Origin of the sequence: Parasutterella excrementihominis YIT 11859 (assembly GCF_000205025.1) — a bacterium.
GTDB lineage: Bacteria > Pseudomonadota > Gammaproteobacteria > Burkholderiales > Burkholderiaceae_F > Parasutterella > Parasutterella excrementihominis.
The window spans coordinates 13,434-30,910 of the sequence record NZ_GL883690.1 but is presented as its reverse complement, the minus strand read 5'-3'; the positions used below and the strand labels follow the sequence as shown (position 1 = coordinate 30,910).

Genomic DNA, 17,477 nt, shown 5'->3' with positions numbered 1-17,477 from the left:
AAATGAAAACAACAGGATAATCTTGCAAAAGCAGACAAAATTGTTTCGTTTTAGACGCAAATTCTTGGTCCATGTACTTAAGTGTTTCAACGGATCACGACTAATAACCCATTCAGAGCGCTTTGCTTACTAACTGCTTGAATCACTGCTGAAGGAGCGGCTTCTGCTTGGTGCGCAGTTTTTTCTCGAAAAATATATTGTTTCCTATCTGTATAATTCCTGTGGAACGCAACGCAAGATTCATAGAAACAGCCCCACAATATATTATGGATGAAATTCTTGGGAAACTTGCCGTAATTCTTGGCATAGACGAGTAAAGTCTTCATTACCCTCTGTGCTCCTGTTCCTGACGCAGAGCCGGAAAAGGAACATGATTACGAAGACGAAGAAAAAACCGATACCTAAAAAGAGGCCGACTTTAGTTCAGAGACCGGCCTCTGCTAGGTAATACTGCAATATTTCAGAAAGACGACTGTTGTTATTGATTTTGGCTAGTTGGCTTAGCCTCTCCAGCGAAGCATTCTTAATCCGTTCGCCACAACAATGAGACAGGTACCGGTATCCGCAAATACCGCCATCCACATGGTTCCGATGCCGGCAAGCGTCAGAACAAAGAAGATAAGCTTGATCGAAAGAGCAATCACAATGTTTTCAACCAGCAGCCGGAAAGTCTTCTTCGAGAGTTTGATGAATTCAGGCAGCTTGCGGAGGTCATCATCCATCAGGGCGACGTCAGCAGTTTCAATCGCAGTATCGGTACCGGCAGCGCCCATGGCAAAACCGATGTCGGCACGAGCAAGAGCAGGAGCGTCATTGATGCCGTCCCCGACCATACCGATCACTTCACGCTTAGCAATGCTGTCCACTAAAGACTGCTTATCTTCAGGAAGGAGATTGCCTTTCGCTCTATCCACGCCGACTTTCTCGGCGATCTGGCGGGCTGCCTTTTCATTATCGCCGGTAAGCATAATGGTCTTAACGCCCAGACCTTTCAGCTGACCGATAACTTCAGGCGCATTTTCCTTGATGCTGTCGGCAACGCCGAAATAAGCCAGAACTTTCTTAGCAGAAGCAAAGATCAAAGGCGTGTAGCCGTGATCCGCCAGTTCAGACACTTTGGCGCGAACGGCTGGACCGTTCAGATAAAACTTATCAAGGCCCTTGATGTTGCCGAGATAGTATTCGGTTCCGTCGATTTCACCGATAACACCCTGACCGGGAGCAGCATAGAAGCCATGGACTTCTTTTTGTGCAGTCGGTTTCTGCTGAGCAGAATAATCGGAGACGGCTTTACTAACCGGATGGTCATTACGAACAGCCAAATCAGTTGCGAGATCAAGGATTTCCTCATCGGTCAGACCGGCACCGGCATTTTCGAACGTGATGACAGCAGGTTTGCCTTTCGTCAAAGTACCGGTTTTATCAAAGGCAATACTCTGCAGGCTTCTGCCTTTTTCTAGATAGACACCGCCCTTAATCAAAATTCCGCGGCGAGCAGCGGTTGCCAAACCTGAGACGATCGTTACCGGAGTAGAAATCACCAGAGCGCAAGGGCAGGCAATCACCAGAAGTGTCAGGCCTTTATAAAGCCAGTCCAGCCAATCTCCGCCCACGAACAGAGGAGGAATCACCGCAGTCAGAACAGCAATAAGAAATACTGTCGGCGTATAGACCTTAGCGAAACTGTCCACAAAACGCTGTGTCGGAGCGCGGGAGCTTTGAGCCGATTCAATCGCGGAAATGATTCGAGCGGGCATCGAATTATCAATGTCGGACTCTGCACGATAAGTAATCGTTCCGTTCTTATTAATAGTGCCTGCGAAGACTTTGTCTTCCGGTTTCTTTTCAACCGGCATGGACTCGCCGGTAATCAGAGACTGGTCAATCGAAGTCTGACCGGAAAGCACGACACCGTCCACGGGCAGGCGTTCTCCCGGAACCACACGTACGACCTCGCCGATTTTGATGTCTTTGGCAGGAACTTCAACAAACGTTCCGTCTCTCTCTACTCGGGCTGTTTGAGGGGCCAGAGAGAGAAGGCTGCGAATCGCGCCGCGAGCGCGGTCCAAAGAAAGCTGTTCAATCGCTTCCGAGAGTTCAAACAGAACCATGACCATTGCAGCTTCAGGCCAAGATCCGATCAAAACAGCGCCGGTAACCGCAACTGCCATCAAGGCATTCATGTTGAAATTCAGGTTTCGGACCGCGATGAATCCTTTCTTGTAAGTGCCCAAGCCGACTAACGCAATGGCAGCGACTGCAAGCGCAATGGAAAGCCATTCGGGCATGCTGAGGTACTCACAGGCTTCGGAACCCGCTGCAATCACAATACCGAGAATGTATTTCCACCAGGCAATCTTGGTCGGTTTGAATTCGGAGAGTTTCGGCTTTTCATGGGCCTCAAGAACTTCCGGGGTGTAATCGAGAGATTTGATTGCAGCAACAATCTCCGGAAGCATTCCTTTCGGGTAAGAAACCGTAAGAACCCGATTCATTAAATTGAACTGCAGGCCGCTCACGCCTTTCATGCCGTTAAGTTTTTTGCGAATCAGACCTTCCTCAGTCGGGCAGTCCATCTGTTGGATTCGAATCTGAGTCGTCTCTTTGCCTTCGTTGGTGCGCATCTTAAGTTTCAGATTATTCGCGTCAAAAGCCTGCTTGATCGCCGGAAGAGCCTCCGGTGTATGAATAATCTTCAAGCCGTCCGGATTTAAACCGACGTCCTTAACACCTGCAATCGCACCGAGGGTAGAGAAGAGCAGACGGTATTGAGAAGGATCAACGCCGGAAACATCCCAATCGGTGTCCATGCTGTTTTCGACATGTTCATGATCATGACCGCAACAGCAGCTATCATGGTCATGATGATGTCCTTCTTCATGAGTGTGACCATGTTCACAGCAGTGGTCATGGCCTTCCTCACCGTGGTCATGACAGCACATTTCATGCTTTTCTTCATGATCGTGAGCGCAGCAGCAGTGGTGTTCTTCATCGTGATCCTCATGCTTGCAGCCGCAATGTTCCGCGCCATGATGATGACCACAGCCGCAAGATTTTTCAGCGTGGTCAGCTTCATGATGATAGCAGCATCCGTGTTCATGTTCATGAGGAGTTGACTTTTCACTCGCTTGAGAAACAGCCTTTTTTTTTCCATCTGAAGGGAAAGCCGTTTTGTTGTCAGTGTTTGTTAACGACATGATTTTTCATACTCGTTTTGTTAATATACCGACATTAAAAACCCTGAAGTAACTTCAAGGTCAAGCGATTTTTTATAGGTGTTTATGCGGATAAGTGAATTAGCAAAGAAAGCAGGCTGTACAGTGGAATCCATTCGTTTCTACGAAAACCACGATCTCATTCCCTGTCCTCCCAGAACGGAGTCGAATTATCGTGTTTACGGCCCTGCCCATCTTTCCCGTTTGCTCTTTATTCGACACTGCCGATCTTTGGATCTCTCTTTAAATGAGATTAAGACGCTGGCAGATGTGATTGAAAACAGCGAGAAGGGCGAGCTCATTCGGGCACACACCATCGTGGAGGAACATCTGAAAGCGATCGATCAAAAGATCGAGGATTTGAATCATCTTCGCGATCAGCTAAACAGCCTCCATAGCCGCTGCCATGGCGAAGACCATGATCACGGCCGCTGCGGATTAATTGAAGAACTCACAAAATAATAAGAACCAAAGAAATACGTATGGATCAATATAAAGAAGGCCAATTCCGCATGGATTTTGAAAACACCGGAAGAGCCAACCGCAAACGAAGAATCTTCCTCGATACCGAAACCACCGGTATGAGTCAGGCTACGGATCGAATTGTCGAAGTCTGCGCGATTGAAGTCGATGATGACTTCAATGAGATCGATAGCTTTCATGCATTTATTAACCCTCAGAGAAAAGTGCCATGGTTTGTCACGCGCATTCATGGATTAAACAATGAGTTTTTGGATGACAAACCGATTTTTTCCGATATCGGAAGAGACCTTCTTCTCTTTTTAGAAGGGAGTGAACTCTGGGCGCATAACATGTCGTTTGATGCCGGAATGCTTAATGCCGAATTTGCACGTAATCGTTTGCCGACATTAGAAAAAGTGGATTGCCGACTGAACTGCACACTGCAGCTTGCCAGAAGCACATTCCCGGGACAAAAGAATTCTTTGGACGCCTTGTTGGACAGGTTTGCTATCGATCGCTCGGAGAGAAGACTGCACGGAGCAATGATAGACACTCGTTTATTGGTAAAGGTATACCAAAATTTAGTAAGCTACCGAACCAAAACTAGCTAGTTTTACAAAATAAATTAGCATTTGTTCGAATAATTGTCTAATATGTAGATTGCCTGATTTGAAAACAGGACACTACATTATGAAAGAATCTCCTACCACAGTAACAAAAAAACAGGGTTGGGGCGGCAAACGGGCTGGTTCGGGCAGGAAGCCCGGTCCGTACGCAGGCACTTCCAAAGTTACCACGATCGTTTTGACGGCAGCTCTGATAGAAAAATTGCATAAGCTCGGAGGTTCTTCCTGGGTCAGAGAACAAATTATCAAGAGCAAGGATGATCTGCTTCCTGCAGAAAAACCAGAATCCCTTGCTTCTCTGACATCCATCGGCTCTTATTTCAATTCCACAGAAGAGGATCCGCTGTCCGCATGTTTGGTCCGAAATCCTGAAGAAACCGTCTTCTGCATTGCCGAGGACGATACAATGAAGGATTCCGGCATCGACTTCGGCGATCTTTTGATCGTGGACCGTTCTGCGGATCCGCAAAACGGTTCCATGGTTGTGGTGCATACTGCTGACGGTTATTCCATCAGAAAGTTTTTACCCGCTTCCGAAGTTCCACAGGGTGAACCGAATCTATTCGTTAGCCCTGACAGCAATTGGCGGCTGCTCGGTGTCATCGTTTATGTGGTTAAAAATATTCAAGGCGCAGTCGACGCTCTTGCCATTAAGGAAGCGGCTGCCGTCTGATTTTTGAAGTTATGGCAACAGAAGAAGATCTGCCCGTTGTTTTGCCTCCGACTTATACGAGGCAAAAAGTTTATCGCTGGCCTTCAGGCGAAACCGTCGATGATGCGATCGCCGACGAAGTTCCGATTTCCATTACTTATAACGGCATCTCTCATGTCGTCATGATGGCTTCTCCCGAACTGCTGGAAGAATTTGCCGTCGGCTTTTCCTTGTCAGAGAGAATTATTCCCGACATTTCCCATATTTATGACATCCAGGTCAAAGAAGGGTGCGGCAACGGTTTAGTTGTCGAAATGGAAATTTCTCCGCGCTGCTTCTTCAAACTCAAAGAGCACAGACGTTCCATGGTCGGCCGCACAGGCTGCGGAATCTGCGGAGTAGAAAGTCTGAAGGATGTTGAGTTAAAACCTGAACCACTGGAACACACCTATCAGTTTGACATGAACTTCTACCAACCTGCAATGAAGTACTTCGAGCAAGTACAAAAAGTCGGGCAGGTTACCGGAAGCACTCATGCGATGCTGGCTTTCACTCCGGACGGTGAGTTTTTAGGCGGAACCGAAGATGTGGGTCGTCACGTTGCTCTGGACAAACTTATCGGAATGAGAGCGATGAAAAAATGGGGACCGACAGTGGTTTTTCTGAGTTCCCGGGCTTCCTACGAAATGGTGCAAAAAGCGGCAGTGACCGGAATCGAAATTCTTTTTGCGATTTCCGCACCGACGAATCGAGCACTCCGTTTAGCAAAAAAATGCGATCTGACGTTGTGCGCATTCTGCCGAGACAATCGAGCAAATATCTACAACGCTCCGGAAAGACTGCTGAATCTCTAAAAATTTAAGCCGCGCATCGCGCGGCTTTTTCAATTAATTATTCTGCTTTGGACAGATCTCGAAGAAGCGTCGGATCATCGTGATGCACCAGCAGCATCGGCAGCTTGGTCTGCGAGGCTACCGACATCGTCACGGATCCTAACATCATGATTCTTAAAGAACTTCCGCCATGTGTACCCATCACCATTAAGCTTAGGTTATGTTCCTGAGCATACATAGAAATTTGTGCAGCCGGATCTCCGGTAAGCAGGGCTTCAACTACTTCATGGCCCTTTTCCTGCATATAGTTTTCAAAAGGTTTTGCAATTTTGAAGAAAGGTTCTCTTTGTTCTTTTTCAAATTCTTCGGAAGAAAGAGCAGGGGCACCGAACGCACTGACTTCCGGAATTAATAGTCCGTTCTGAGGAGACGCCACGTTAATTAAATGAAAGCGGGCGTCTTTGGCAAACAACGGAAGGCGGCGTTTAATAAAAGTTAAAACTGCCGGAGAGTATTCCGAACCGTCCAAGCAGACGCCGACTTCGGTACGACCGGGTTTCTGATAGAACTTGTGACGGACGACCAGAAGCGGAATCGAGGTGCTCGCCAAAACGGAAGAAGTTTTTGACCCCAACAAAATTCCTTTCACCGGTGTGTGGCCGTGAGAACCCATGACAATTAAGGTCGCAGGAATTTCTTGAGCATACTCAACAATTCGGTTTGTCGCCTTTCCGTAGGCGACTTTCATTTTGACTTTATAACCCGCGGCTTCCAACGCCTTCTTTGCAGGTTTCAAAATTTTCTTTGCGGCTTCATCCAGAATCTCTTCTGAATTTGGAATCTTGGAAGCGAATTCGGAGGGAAGTTTTTTCTGAACGTTCAACAGATAGACGGTATCTGTTTTCGCTCTGAGCGAAGAGTGTTCGCAAATATATTCAACCGCTCTGTCACTATAAATACTACCGTCGATCGGTAAAAGAACCTTCATAACATCCCTCCATGGGTTATTTAGTTAATTTCGATTTTAGTTTTGTTTTGTGACCGTCTTATGACGGTCACTTTTGAACTTAAGAAGCCGCGCGATTCAAGGCAATGGTCAGAAGGCAGGCCGCTCCGGTCGCAATTGCTTTATCGTTGAAATCAAACTCGGGATTGTGAACGGAAGCATTATGCGTTTCATCCTGAACACCGAGTCTGAACAAACATCCCGGTTTGGCTTGGAGCATGAAGGAAAAATCTTCACCGCCCGCACGACGAATCATCAGTTTGACTTTATCGAGGCCGAGCGCTTCTTCGAGAAGAGCTTTTGCTTTTTCAACATGTTCGGGAGAGTTGAACATAGCGGGATAAAGTTTGGTGTATTCCAGCTTTCCTTTCATGTCATTGGAAAGCGCAGTGCCGTCAACGATCTGCTGCATTCTTTGAATGATGATGTCTTGAACTTCTTTTTCAAAAGAACGGGTCGTCCCGACAATCGTTGCAGTCTTTTGAACAACACTGGATCCTTTTTCATTTCCGCAGCTGATGCATCCGGCCGAAACAACTGCGGTCTGATTCGGATCGACACTTCGAGAAACAATAGTCTGAAGAGAAAGAACGCATTCGCATGCAGCAACCAAAGGATCTCTTGTCAAATGAGGACGGGATCCGTGACCGCCGACGCCCGTAAATGTAATTTTGAAAATGTCTGCATTGGCCGTTGCAAAACCTGGAATAAATCCGACGCATCCAACGGGAAGCATCGGTTCGGCATGAAGTGCATAAAATTCATCGATTCCGAATTTCTGAACTAAACCGTCTTCAATCATGTAACGTCCGCCGGCGAAACCTTCTTCTCCCGGTTGGAAGATAGCAACTAATCTTCCTGCGAAATCTCTGTGCTGATTAATATAGTGAACCGCTGCGAGCAGGGTGCCGACATGACCGTCATGTCCGCAGGCGTGCATCGCCATCGGAACTTTACTGCTCCATTCGACGCCGGTTTTTTCTTCCAAAGGAAGTGCATCAGAATCTGCACGAAGTCCGATCGTTTTTCCGGGACGGCTGCCTTCGATGACGGCGACCACACCTGTAACGTTTGCGCCTCCGACAAAAGTCGAAATTTCTTTAATTCCGAAAGACTTTAAAGCATTAACGATTTTTTCCTGTGTTTTAGGAAGATAAAGACCGATTTCCGGTTCTTCATGAATGCAGTGGCGGAACTGAGCGCCGAGTTTGGCACTTTCTTCCAGTTGAGAGGGTTTGATGATGATGGGCATGAAAACTTCTCCTTAGTTTTGATTTGTAACTATTTTAATCGGGAATAGTCCTTGTCTCCCAAGAGAAGTACAAGAAGTTTTGCTGACAAACTAAATTTTTCGTTATTTTTTAGTGAGTTCTTTTGCGAAATCTTTCCATCTCCAACGGGGTACAGGGTTTCTATTTAGAGAACAAACTGTTACTTTTCTTACATGTAGTTATCTGTACTCATCACTTGAGAGTTAATTTTTATTATTATGCAAATAGGTCGAATTCAATCGGCCGGTAAAAAGTAAATAATTAAACATCCCAAAAAACAAAATATTCGAGGGGCTTTACCCTCTTTTTGGAGGAGAGGAATGGATACTAAAGCATATTTGTATCGACAAGAAGCGATGAAAAGATGGATTCTTCTTTTCATTGTTTCACTGTTTTCCCTTTTTGTTCTCGGCACATATGCCATCGCCGCTGAAAGATATTACGACGAAAGCGGCAGATACATGGGCAGAATGGATGATTCCGGAAGAATGTACGATAAAAGCGGAAGATATCAAGGCCGAGTTTCTGAAGACGGACGTTTTTATGACAACAGCGGACGCTATCAGGGAAGACAAAGTTCCGACGGCCGCTACTACGACAACAGCGGCAGATATCAAGGCCGGATTCAAAACAACGACTAAAATTTCAGCAAAATTGAGGCCCTTCGGGGCCTTATTTTTTTACCTTCAAATCCTATAATCACACGAATGATTTCAATTTATAGGCCAATTTTATGTTATTAAGCAAGCTAATAATTTGACTGTAACATTTGCTTGTCACTTATTGATTTTTAATGGTTTTTCCTGAGTGCAGAGTTCATTTTTTTAATCTAATGTCGCAAAATATTTTTTAAGAAGATTCCCAATCATGGAAATGGACGTCAGAGCGCTCAACGCACTCATTCCTGTTTTTGACTTTGTGGGTATTGTCGCTTTCGCACTTTCCGGAGTGTTCGAAGGCATCAAGAGAAGAATTGACCCGGTCGGTGTTTTTATCGTCGCTTTTTCGACGGCGTTCGGAGGAGGTATGCTCCGTGACATTTTGATTGACCGACGTCCGTTTTACTGGATCGATCACGAAGCTTACGTTGTTGCTACTTTCATCATCTGTATGGCAGCGCCGTTCATTTATAAATTTTTCCAGAAAACCAAACATGCTCATGACTGGTACATCTTTGCGGATGGCATCGGTCTCGGAATTTTCTGTATCTCCGGAACTTCGCTTTCCCTCGCAGCCGGGGTGCCCTGGCTGTCTTCCGTCATCATCGGATGTATCACCGGTGTGTTCGGCGGTTTGATGAGAGACTGCTTCTTAAATCAGATGCCGGCAGTGGTTGCCGACCGCCAGCCTTATGCGGTTGTTGGTTTTATCGGATGCTGGTTCTACATCATGCTGCTGGAACTCAAAGTTCCGGTCGACGCTGCACTTTGGGCCGGTTTCATTTTCATTACCGCTCTCCGTATGGCTTGCGTGTCGTTTAAGTGGAAGATTTCTTACTTCCTCAAAGAAGACCAAGAAAAAACCGCTCAAGATAAATAATCTTTCCGGCCTGCATCAGCAGGCCATTTTTTCGAACTCAAAAAAATCCCCCGGTGTTTTTGACATCGGAGGATTTTTGTTAATCAGGAAGGAAGATTATTCCTGGATGAAGTGAGCGTGTTTCGGATCCCACATTGCATCCTTAACGGCTTTCTTCAAATCGGCAGGTTTCTCGATTTCGGCAAGATTCTTGTCGAAAATGTAACCAGCAACCGCAGCGCCGATTTCTGCAGAAATTTCACGAACTTCGGAAAGTGCAGGGTACAGGCTGCCGCGTTCCAGATCTTCAGGTTTGACCATGTCGGCCAGAACTTTAGCTGCAACGAGGAAGACTTCGTTCGGGATCAGTTTGGCACGGGAGAAAATAGCGCCGAGACCGATTCCAGGGAAGACATAGTGATTGTTGCCCTGACGAGGAACAAAAGTTTTTCCTTTGTATTCAACAGGTTTGAACGGAGAACCGCAGGCGAAGAGGCAGCGTCCGTCAGTGTAGGTGTAAGCTTCTTCGGCTGTGCATTCTGCCTTGGAAGTGGGGTTGGAAAGGGCAAAAATGATAGGACGTTCGTTGATCTTAGCCATTTCTTCCAAGCATTCTTTTGTGAATGCGCCGCCTTGGGCGGAAACACCGATGATGGCAGTCGGCTTGATTTCGCGGATAGCTTCGAGGAAAGTTTCAGCCGGAGCGTCTTCGGCAGCAAACGGCATCTTGGCCGGAGTCAGCGGAGCAGTACGTTTCTTGGTAACCAGTCCTTTAGAGTCAAAGAGTTTGATGCGGGCAAGTGCTTCTTCTCTGGTCAAACCTTCTTCAACCATTGCGTCGGCAATCAAGTGAGCAATACCGGTTGCAGCAGAACCTGCGCCCAAGAACAAGACTTTCTGATCCTTAAGCTGCTGCTTGAGGGCACGCATAGCAGAGAACATACCGGTCACAACAACCGAAGCCGTTCCTTGAATGTCGTCATTGAAGCAGGGGACTTTGTCTTTGTACTGATCGAGCAGGTCATAAGCATGGCTGTTGTGGAAATCTTCGAACTGGATCACAACATTGGGCCAGCGTTCTCTGACGGCATCCACAAATTCAGCAATCAGTGCATCGTATTCCGGTCCGGTAATACGTTTTTGGCGAAGACCCATGTAAAGCGGGTCGTTCAGAAGTTCTTCGTTATTGGTGCCGACGTCGATACAGACCGGTAGTGTCTTCTGGGGGTTAACACCTGCACAGGCAGTGTAAAGAGCGAGCTTGCCGACAGGAATACCCATACCGTTGACGCCCAAGTCGCCTAAACCGAGAATGCGCTGACCGTCCGTGACGACAATGATGTCGACATCTTTGTGCGGAACGTTGGCGACCAACTGACGAACACGGCCTTTGTCTTCACTGGAAACATAAAGACCGCGGGCATAACGGAAAATGTGGCTGTACTGCAGACAGGCCTGTCCGACCGTCGGTGTGTAAACAATCGGAAGGAACTGGTCGATATAACGAACCAGCAGTTCAAAGTACAGACATTCGTCGGAGTTATGTGCTCCTTCAAGAACGATGTACTTGTTGATAGGTTTTTCGTACGTGTCGATGATGCCTTTAAGGCGAGTTACTTGTTCGTCGAAAGTAGACACTCTCGGAGGGAGAAGACCTCTTAAACCCAGCTCATCGCGTTCTTTCTCTGTGAAAGCACTGCTTTTATTGAACCAGGGATTTCTCAAAAGGTTAACACCCCTCAATGTTGTGTCTTTAATATCCGTCATTTGTCATCCTTTATTCTGCACTTCATTGTGCGCTTGTGAATAACCGCATTATCCATGAACACCTTCGTGCTTGCACGAAGTTTCAAAAAAAGAAGTCAGACTTCCTTTCCAACATTCGACAAGATTGCCTTACATGCAGAGTTATCGAATACCGAGCTTCCAAAAACACTCGGACGAGATAAAAGAAACATTTCTTTTTTCTCGCGTTCTCTAGGTCACTGTTTAAAACACGCCTCTTAACGTACTTATTTCTACCGGGCTCGGTCCTTAGAGACACCAAAGAATTTTATCACGCGGACCCGAGCCTCTATACGTTCTAAGGTTCATAGTCGTCTTCCGCGAAACACAACATTTCGTATTCCGCTGAAAACCAACCGCTTGAAATTCGGTTCTGCGCCTAAAGCGCAGAACCGAAGAAAAAGTTTAGATCGTGACGCCGTAAAGGCTCTTGAAGATTTCTCTCAAAGTTTTATCCAAAATCTTCGTGTATTCGCCTCTGAGCTGATCGGCGTCCGCCGCTTTTTCTTTCAACGCCTTGAAATCAATGTTCTGGGCCTTAATGATATCTTCGGCTAGTTTCTTCCAGAAAGCCGGAGATTCGCTGTCTTCCCATTGACCTCTGCCTCGGCCGAAGTGCGCAACGGCCAAATAAAGAAGAACGGTATCCAGAAGGAATCCTTCCATCGAGGCAGGAGACCAAGTGATGATGTTTTCTTTGTGGCCTTTTTGAACGTTATAAGCGGCAGCTGCTCCTGCACCGCCCAAAGCTCCGACAATTGCACCGCCTAAAGCACCGAGTCCCAGAGTCGCACCGCCGGTGGCAATATCGGCGGCGATACCGCTGACCGCTCCGCCAGCAACCGCGCCGAGAAGAGAGGCAGCTTTCGGATCGATCGTTGCCTGAGTTTCCCAATCACTGCGCATACGACGCAAGATTTCTGCCTTAGTTCCGCTGCCTTCCAGACCATTAATATTAATGAGGCGCTGAGTCAGTGTGCAGAGCCAATCCGCAGCCCGGGTGGACAAGGCGACTTGAGCATCTTCCATCGCTCCGTGAAGGTCTTTCTTGATAAAGCCTAACGAACGGCCGATCGAACGAAGTCGGTCAATCAAAGACTGGCTCGCTAAAACTTCCTTGTCGTTGGCGACTTTAACCATGTAAGCGGCCATAGCTTCCAAGGAAGAAGCATAAAGCGCCTGTTTCTGACGAATCCACGTCGCATGCAAAGAAGCGAACGTCGGCTTGTCGGCGTCAGACAAGCAGGACTCAATTTCTTTCCAAAGCTCGTATTCCTGGACCCAGCAGCGAGCGAAGGCGTCCATGGGCATGACGGCTTTGACGAAAGAATAGGGCTTTAAATAATCTCCCCAAAGTTCGACTTCTGCTTTTTCTTCTTCCGGCGGACGAGCTTCGCCCATTTGGTTCAGCAGAACGATCACCGGTTTATTCACCCAGGCCAGAATATCCATTTCGGCCTTAACGTAGGGTACGGCTTCCGGAGATTCACTGGCGTTCACTAAATATAGGATCACCAGAGATTTATCGCGGACATGTTTAATAGCTTGTTGGTTCAGCCAGAGAGATTTGTCCGTCAATCGATCCCAGATTTCACTTGTGAACCAGCCAATCGGATTGCTGCGGGCTTTAAGGCGTTCGGCCAAACGAACGCTGTCGCCGAAACCTGGTGTATCCCAAAGAATAAGTTCGGAATCGTCCGGAGCTCTTAATAAAACATAATCTTCCGGTTCGATGGTGACGTGAGAACGGTCACCGACTTCTCCGATATCTCTGCCCAATAAAGTACGGGCTAGAGTGGTCTTTCCGACATTGGTGTGGCTGACTAAAGAAAGATTAATTTTTTGAGGATCTTTATTCATTTTTTATGACTTATCCTTATCAAGCTTGTTCGAACTGCGCGGCTGCGTCCTTCGAATCTGCATCGGTCAGATTCACAAAGGCAAAACTGACGCCGTACGGTGTGAGGAAGTTCGACCAATTCTTTTTACGCTCTGCAATTCGTTGGGGCGTATTGGCAAAACGGGCTAAGAAGCCTGAGGTATCAACAACGATACGTAAGAGGGCTTTCGAAGCCTGGGCCTTTTCCTTGAGCTCAGCAATAAAACGGCCTTGGACTTCGGTCTCCGGTGTAGAGGTCATTGCAAAAACGGCCACGACTTCCGTTTGCTCACCGGCAGGAATCTCCGGAAGCTTGGTGTCTTCATGCTGAGCGGCAGAGAAGATACAGCGGGAATTTTCCGGATGCAGCTCGGAAGCAAATTTCTGAATTCCGTCCTTTACCTTTTCCGTTAAAGGATAAGAAAACGGAATAATTTGAATCAACATAGTTTGTCCTCTCCATTGACGGAGAATATTAGAGTAATAAACCGACTCAAGATCAACCGGGAAGTGATTCTCGATATATTGGGTCTTTGCTAAAGCATAAAGCCCTAAGAGGATTCGAGGCACCACAACGACCAAGGAAATAATGTAAAAAAGCTGGAGCAGCCAGGGTGCGGCATTTTGTCCGTGACCGGATCCGAAATTCATCGACTCAATGACCTGCGGCGTCAGCTGATTAAATAGATCTGAATTCACCGGAATCATTCCGTAAAACAGGTTGATAAAGGTCAGCACTGCAGAGGGCTTATCGGAAAGCCAAGTGCTTTCCCATCCGACGGTATATTCCGTGCCCCAGCCGTGGATACCGATAGAGGCAATGAGTCCCAAGCCGAAAAGGGCGGCAGAAAAGTGAAGAATTTCTGCAATGCGGCCGCGCAGCAGCGGCATCTCCGCTTCTGTCCATTTAGAGTAAAAAGTAATTAGCGCCTGCTGGCCGTGACTTCCGCGAGTCTGAAGTTTTAAAAGCGCTCCGGCAAAAAAGCGGCGAATGAGGCCGACCGGAGATTTTCCGCGGTTAAACAAAACGGCAATTGCAATCCAGCAGTAAACGATGAGATTCCATGCAATAACACCTAAAAGAGGAGGCGAAAGCAGGTTGATTCGATTATTCGTGACAGAAAATTCGTTAGTCAAAACGCCGCCGACAAAGGCCAAAACTGCAAAAACAGAACCGATCAATAGATAGGGAATGCCTTGAGGCTTCTTCAAAGAAACGGCACTTTTCGATCTGAGTAAATCCAGAACACCTTCTGCACGGGTCAGAAGAAGTTTTTTAAAGTCAGCCTGTTCCCCGACTTCGCGTGCGCAGCGAGCCGTAACTTCCTTGAGCTCTGAAATGGTGATCTTCCGGCGCTTTACCGCTTCCTCTTCCAGAACTTTCGTCCAAGTCAGCAGGCGCGCCTGTTCCTCCGTAAACGGCGAGGAAAGATCGGTCCGACTGCCAAAATTAAAAAATGCCATTACTTTCTTGTCTTCTTCAACAAATTACATTATCCAACAGGACGGCTCCTGCGTGCGAATCAGGTCACGATTTTAGGTCTCGGCAGCTAGAGAGATTAAAATTTCAGAAACAAAGAATAAGGACAAATAATGCAGGAAATATTAATTAACAATGCCGTCCACGAGACGCGAGTAGCAGTCTTAGAAGACGGCGTCTTACAGGAGCTCCGCATTGAAAGAAATGCGGATGTCTCTTTAATCGGCAATATATATTTAGGCGTGGTCGGAAAAGTGCTTCCCGGCATGCAGTCCGCCTTCGTTGAAATCGGACTCCCGAGAGCCGCGTTTCTGCATGTCAGTGATATGCGCCAAGCCCACCAGGAAAACGGCGGAACGCTTCCGATCGAGCGGCTTCTTCACGACGGCCAAGTGGTTCTCGTCCAGGTCGCCAAAGATCCGATCGGTACAAAAGGCGCTCGACTCACCACCGAAATCAGTTTAGCCGGTCGGCTGTTGGTTTACCTTCCTTACACTTCTCACATCGGCGTCAGCCAAAAAATCGAAGATGAGGCCGAACGTGAACGTTTAAAGGAAGCCGTTGCCAAGTTAACGGAAGAACAGGGCATTCCGAAGGGCGGTTTTATCGTTCGTACCAGCGGTGAAGATGCCAAGCCGGAAGACTTCGTCAACGACATGAAGTATCTGGAAAAACTTTGGCTCGACATTGAAGCTAAAACGCATATCGCCGGCGCGCCCTGCCTGCTTTACTCAGATGTCTCTATCTCGCAGCGAGTGCTGAGAGATATCGTGACGGAGCAGACTGGAAAAATCATCGTTGATAATCCGGAAGTCTTTGAAGAACTTCAGAGATTCGGAAAAAAATTCGTACCTGAAGCCGTTGAACTGCTTGAGTTATATAACAGCGAGCGTCCGCTTTTTGATCAATACAATCTCGAAAAAGAAATCGAAGCTTCGCTCAGCCGCCGTGTCGATTTGAAATCCGGCGGTTATCTGATTATTGATCAGACTGAAGCCATGACGACTATTGACGTCAACACGGGCGCTTTTGTAGGCAGAAGAGATTTCTCGGACACGATTTACAAAACGAACCTGGAAGCTTCTCAGGCCATCGCTCGTCAGCTCCGCTTACGCAACTTAGGCGGAATCATCATAGTCGACTTTATCGACATGGACTCCAAAGAACATGAGCAGGGCGTTTTAACCGAACTAAGAAAGGCCGTTGCAAGAGACCGCAATCGCATTTCGATTTCTGAATTCACTTCTTTAGGCCTTGTTCAGATCACACGCAAACGTACACGAGAATCCTTGGCGCACACGCTTTGCGAAACCTGCCCGACTTGCGGCGGCAGAGGAGAAATCAAGACGGCGCGCACAGTTTGCTATGAAATTCTTCGTGAAGTCGTGCGCGAATACCATCAGTTTAAAGATGCTAAAGAATTTCGAATTCTGGCTTCTCAATCCGTCATCGACCTCTTCTTAGACGAAGAAAGCGAGGCTCTGGCCCTCGTCGGTGATTCCATCCAAAAACCGATCACTTTGTCGGTCGAGACGGAATACAACCAAGAACAATACGACGTGCTGGTGCTCTAATGGCTAAATCTTACGAAATGTATGTCTTTGATTGGGACGGAACATTAATGGATACAACCCGCCTCATCATGCAGGGATACCAGCATGCCTCGAAAGCATTGGGTTATCCAGTACCTTCGGACGAGCTGGTACTTTCAACTATCGGACTTAATCGTTCTGATTCCATTGCTCTTTGCTGCTGCGACTGTCCGAAAGGCCGCTATTCCGAATTCATCCAAGCCTACATGGACTGGTACGCTAAAAAGGAAGCTCAGCTGGAATTGGTTCCGGGCTTCAGACAACTGCTGGAGAACATGCACAAAGACGGCAAGCGTCTGGCCATCGCGACCGGAAAGAGCCGAGAAGGGATGAAACGAGTTTTTAACGCCACCGGGATTGAGCATTTATTTGAATGTGTCCAAACCGCCGACACGAATTTCTCTAAGCCGAATCCCGGAATGCTTTTAGCCATTGCGGATGAATCCGGACTTGAGACCAAAGACATAGTGATGGTCGGCGACGCAGTATTAGATATGCAGATGGCAACGAATGCAGGATCGGACTCGGTAGCAGTAAGTTACGGCGCAAGTCCGAAAGAGCGATTACTGGAAACCGCCTCACTAGGTGTGGCAGATAACGTTCCTCAGCTGGCAGCGATTCTCGGGCTGGAAAAGTATCTTTCTTAACAAACGACTCTAAATGGGGCAGATATTGTCTGCTTATTCGTGATTTCCCTTATAGTCTAACCATCGACAGGTCGGAAGTGACTCCGGTCCAATAACTTAAAAGGTGATCGAAATGGGAAAAGCTGAATGGAGCGTAACAGTATCGGATGAACTTAATGATGCCGTAATGGCCTATCTCGCTAAGAGCGGACAGGGCGTTGAAGGCTTGTCCAACTTGGTTGAAAACGCCGTTGGTAAGTTCGTTAAAGATCCGCGCGCTCTGGATAAAGAAAGTGACGTTACTGAAGGCGAAATCAGTGACATGATCAATGCCGCTGTTCAGCGCACTAAGGAAAAATATTCCAGCCTGACCGAAGGCGAAATTCGTGAAATCATTGCCGACGCCGTTCAGAAGACTAAAGAAAAGTATTCCGGTATCACAGCCGGCCAGTTCAATGACATGATGAACTGCGGGTTGGATGCTTTGAAGAAGAAATTAGATAAGTAATTGAAATTGAGGTACCGGCACCGA

The 17,477-nt window shown here is 47.3% G+C and carries 16 protein-coding genes; 10 read left to right on the top strand and 6 right to left on the bottom strand.

Going from position 1 to position 17,477, the window contains the following annotated elements; genetic code table 11:
* Positions 1-500: 500 nt before the first annotated feature.
* Positions 501-2,810: a heavy metal translocating P-type ATPase gene (locus tag HMPREF9439_RS03520; protein WP_087941991.1), complete on the bottom strand. Its 2,310-nt coding sequence runs from the start codon at positions 2,808-2,810 to the stop codon at positions 501-503.
* On the opposite strand from HMPREF9439_RS03520, the gene HMPREF9439_RS03515 reads away from it, so the two are divergent.
* The 5 genes from HMPREF9439_RS03515 to fdhD all read left to right on the top strand — a co-directional run bounded on the left by HMPREF9439_RS03515 (position 2,769) and on the right by fdhD (position 5,809).
* A complete protein-coding gene (locus tag HMPREF9439_RS03515) occupies positions 2,769-3,116 on the top strand; it encodes a hypothetical protein (RefSeq protein ID WP_141555164.1) in 348 nt (115 codons plus the stop codon). The genes HMPREF9439_RS03520 and HMPREF9439_RS03515 overlap by 42 nt on opposite strands.
* A gap of 165 nt (positions 3,117-3,281) precedes the next feature.
* On the top strand, positions 3,282-3,677 hold the full coding sequence (locus HMPREF9439_RS03510; protein WP_039896330.1) for a MerR family transcriptional regulator: 396 nt from the start codon (positions 3,282-3,284) through the stop codon (positions 3,675-3,677).
* 20 nt (positions 3,678-3,697) lie between these two features.
* On the top strand, positions 3,698-4,288 hold the full coding sequence (locus tag HMPREF9439_RS03505) for an exonuclease domain-containing protein (protein ID WP_008811964.1): 591 nt from the start codon (positions 3,698-3,700) through the stop codon (positions 4,286-4,288).
* Positions 4,289-4,367: 79 nt separating this feature from the next.
* Positions 4,368-4,976, top strand: a complete 609-nt coding sequence (locus HMPREF9439_RS03500; protein ID WP_008863729.1) for a LexA family protein — start codon at positions 4,368-4,370, stop codon at positions 4,974-4,976.
* Between the two features lie 11 nt (positions 4,977-4,987).
* Entirely contained in the window at positions 4,988-5,809 is an 822-nt protein-coding gene (gene fdhD / locus HMPREF9439_RS03495; protein WP_008863728.1) for a formate dehydrogenase accessory sulfurtransferase FdhD, read from the top strand.
* A 37-nt stretch (positions 5,810-5,846) separates the two neighbouring features.
* Here the strand turns inward: fdhD and HMPREF9439_RS03490 are convergent, their stop codons facing one another.
* On the bottom strand, positions 5,847-6,776 hold the full coding sequence (locus HMPREF9439_RS03490; RefSeq protein WP_008811961.1) for a universal stress protein: 930 nt from the start codon (positions 6,774-6,776) through the stop codon (positions 5,847-5,849).
* 79 nt (positions 6,777-6,855) lie between these two features.
* Positions 6,856-8,046: a M20 metallopeptidase family protein gene (locus HMPREF9439_RS03485; protein WP_008863727.1), complete on the bottom strand. Its 1,191-nt coding sequence runs from the start codon at positions 8,044-8,046 to the stop codon at positions 6,856-6,858.
* 339 nt (positions 8,047-8,385) lie between these two features.
* On the opposite strand from HMPREF9439_RS03485, the gene HMPREF9439_RS03480 reads away from it, so the two are divergent.
* Positions 8,386-8,706 carry a hypothetical protein gene (locus HMPREF9439_RS03480; protein ID WP_008811959.1) on the top strand — a complete coding sequence of 107 codons (321 nt, stop codon included), beginning with the start codon at positions 8,386-8,388 and terminating at the stop codon, positions 8,704-8,706.
* Between the two features lie 226 nt (positions 8,707-8,932).
* The gene (locus tag HMPREF9439_RS03475) at positions 8,933-9,604 is read left to right on the top strand and encodes a trimeric intracellular cation channel family protein (protein WP_008863726.1); all 672 of its coding nucleotides are present in this window, start codon (positions 8,933-8,935) and stop codon (positions 9,602-9,604) included.
* Positions 9,605-9,700: 96 nt separating this feature from the next.
* On the opposite strand, the gene maeA is transcribed toward HMPREF9439_RS03475, so the two are convergent.
* From maeA to HMPREF9439_RS03460, 3 genes are all read right to left on the bottom strand, one after another.
* A complete protein-coding gene (maeA, locus tag HMPREF9439_RS03470) occupies positions 9,701-11,350 on the bottom strand; it encodes an NAD-dependent malic enzyme (RefSeq protein ID WP_008863725.1) in 1,650 nt (549 codons plus the stop codon).
* Between the two features lie 423 nt (positions 11,351-11,773).
* Positions 11,774-13,228 (bottom strand): DUF3482 domain-containing protein, encoded by a 1,455-nt coding sequence (locus HMPREF9439_RS03465; protein WP_008811956.1) that lies wholly within the window; start codon positions 13,226-13,228, stop codon positions 11,774-11,776.
* A 19-nt stretch (positions 13,229-13,247) separates the two neighbouring features.
* Positions 13,248-14,711 carry a DUF2868 domain-containing protein gene (locus tag HMPREF9439_RS03460; protein ID WP_008811955.1) on the bottom strand — a complete coding sequence of 488 codons (1,464 nt, stop codon included), beginning with the start codon at positions 14,709-14,711 and terminating at the stop codon, positions 13,248-13,250.
* 129 nt (positions 14,712-14,840) lie between these two features.
* Here HMPREF9439_RS03460 and rng point away from each other — a divergent pair, with 129 nt between their 5' ends.
* The 3 genes from rng to HMPREF9439_RS03445 all read left to right on the top strand — a co-directional run bounded on the left by rng (position 14,841) and on the right by HMPREF9439_RS03445 (position 17,453).
* On the top strand, positions 14,841-16,301 hold the full coding sequence (gene rng, locus HMPREF9439_RS03455; protein ID WP_008811954.1) for a ribonuclease G: 1,461 nt from the start codon (positions 14,841-14,843) through the stop codon (positions 16,299-16,301).
* Entirely contained in the window at positions 16,301-16,966 is a 666-nt protein-coding gene (locus HMPREF9439_RS03450; RefSeq protein ID WP_008811953.1) for an HAD family hydrolase, read from the top strand. The genes rng and HMPREF9439_RS03450 overlap by 1 nt, the downstream gene beginning before the upstream one ends.
* A gap of 112 nt (positions 16,967-17,078) precedes the next feature.
* Positions 17,079-17,453: a ribbon-helix-helix domain-containing protein gene (locus HMPREF9439_RS03445; protein WP_008863723.1), complete on the top strand. Its 375-nt coding sequence runs from the start codon at positions 17,079-17,081 to the stop codon at positions 17,451-17,453.
* The last annotated feature ends 24 nt before the right edge of the window (positions 17,454-17,477 follow it).

Bases quoted from the DNA above. Each gene is read 5' to 3' on its own strand.
- HMPREF9439_RS03480 (WP_008811959.1), top strand. From the start codon at position 8,386: ATGGATACTAAAGCATATTTGTATCGACAAGAAGCGATGAAAAGATGG.
- HMPREF9439_RS03485 (WP_008863727.1), bottom strand. From the start codon at position 8,046: ATGCCCATCATCATCAAACCCTCTCAACTGGAAGAAAGTGCCAAACTC.
- HMPREF9439_RS03460 (WP_008811955.1), bottom strand. From the start codon at position 14,711: ATGGCATTTTTTAATTTTGGCAGTCGGACCGATCTTTCCTCGCCGTTT.
- HMPREF9439_RS03505 (WP_008811964.1), top strand. From the start codon at position 3,698: ATGGATCAATATAAAGAAGGCCAATTCCGCATGGATTTTGAAAACACC.
- rng (WP_008811954.1), top strand. From the start codon at position 14,841: ATGCAGGAAATATTAATTAACAATGCCGTCCACGAGACGCGAGTAGCA.
- HMPREF9439_RS03445 (WP_008863723.1), top strand. From the start codon at position 17,079: ATGGGAAAAGCTGAATGGAGCGTAACAGTATCGGATGAACTTAATGAT.
- HMPREF9439_RS03475 (WP_008863726.1), top strand. From the start codon at position 8,933: ATGGAAATGGACGTCAGAGCGCTCAACGCACTCATTCCTGTTTTTGAC.
- fdhD (WP_008863728.1), top strand. From the start codon at position 4,988: ATGGCAACAGAAGAAGATCTGCCCGTTGTTTTGCCTCCGACTTATACG.
- HMPREF9439_RS03500 (WP_008863729.1), top strand. From the start codon at position 4,368: ATGAAAGAATCTCCTACCACAGTAACAAAAAAACAGGGTTGGGGCGGC.
- HMPREF9439_RS03520 (WP_087941991.1), bottom strand. From the start codon at position 2,810: ATGGACACCGATTGGGATGTTTCCGGCGTTGATCCTTCTCAATACCGT.
- HMPREF9439_RS03510 (WP_039896330.1), top strand. From the start codon at position 3,282: ATGCGGATAAGTGAATTAGCAAAGAAAGCAGGCTGTACAGTGGAATCC.
- HMPREF9439_RS03490 (WP_008811961.1), bottom strand. From the start codon at position 6,776: ATGAAGGTTCTTTTACCGATCGACGGTAGTATTTATAGTGACAGAGCG.
- HMPREF9439_RS03465 (WP_008811956.1), bottom strand. From the start codon at position 13,228: ATGAATAAAGATCCTCAAAAAATTAATCTTTCTTTAGTCAGCCACACC.
- HMPREF9439_RS03450 (WP_008811953.1), top strand. From the start codon at position 16,301: ATGGCTAAATCTTACGAAATGTATGTCTTTGATTGGGACGGAACATTA.
- maeA (WP_008863725.1), bottom strand. From the start codon at position 11,350: ATGACGGATATTAAAGACACAACATTGAGGGGTGTTAACCTTTTGAGA.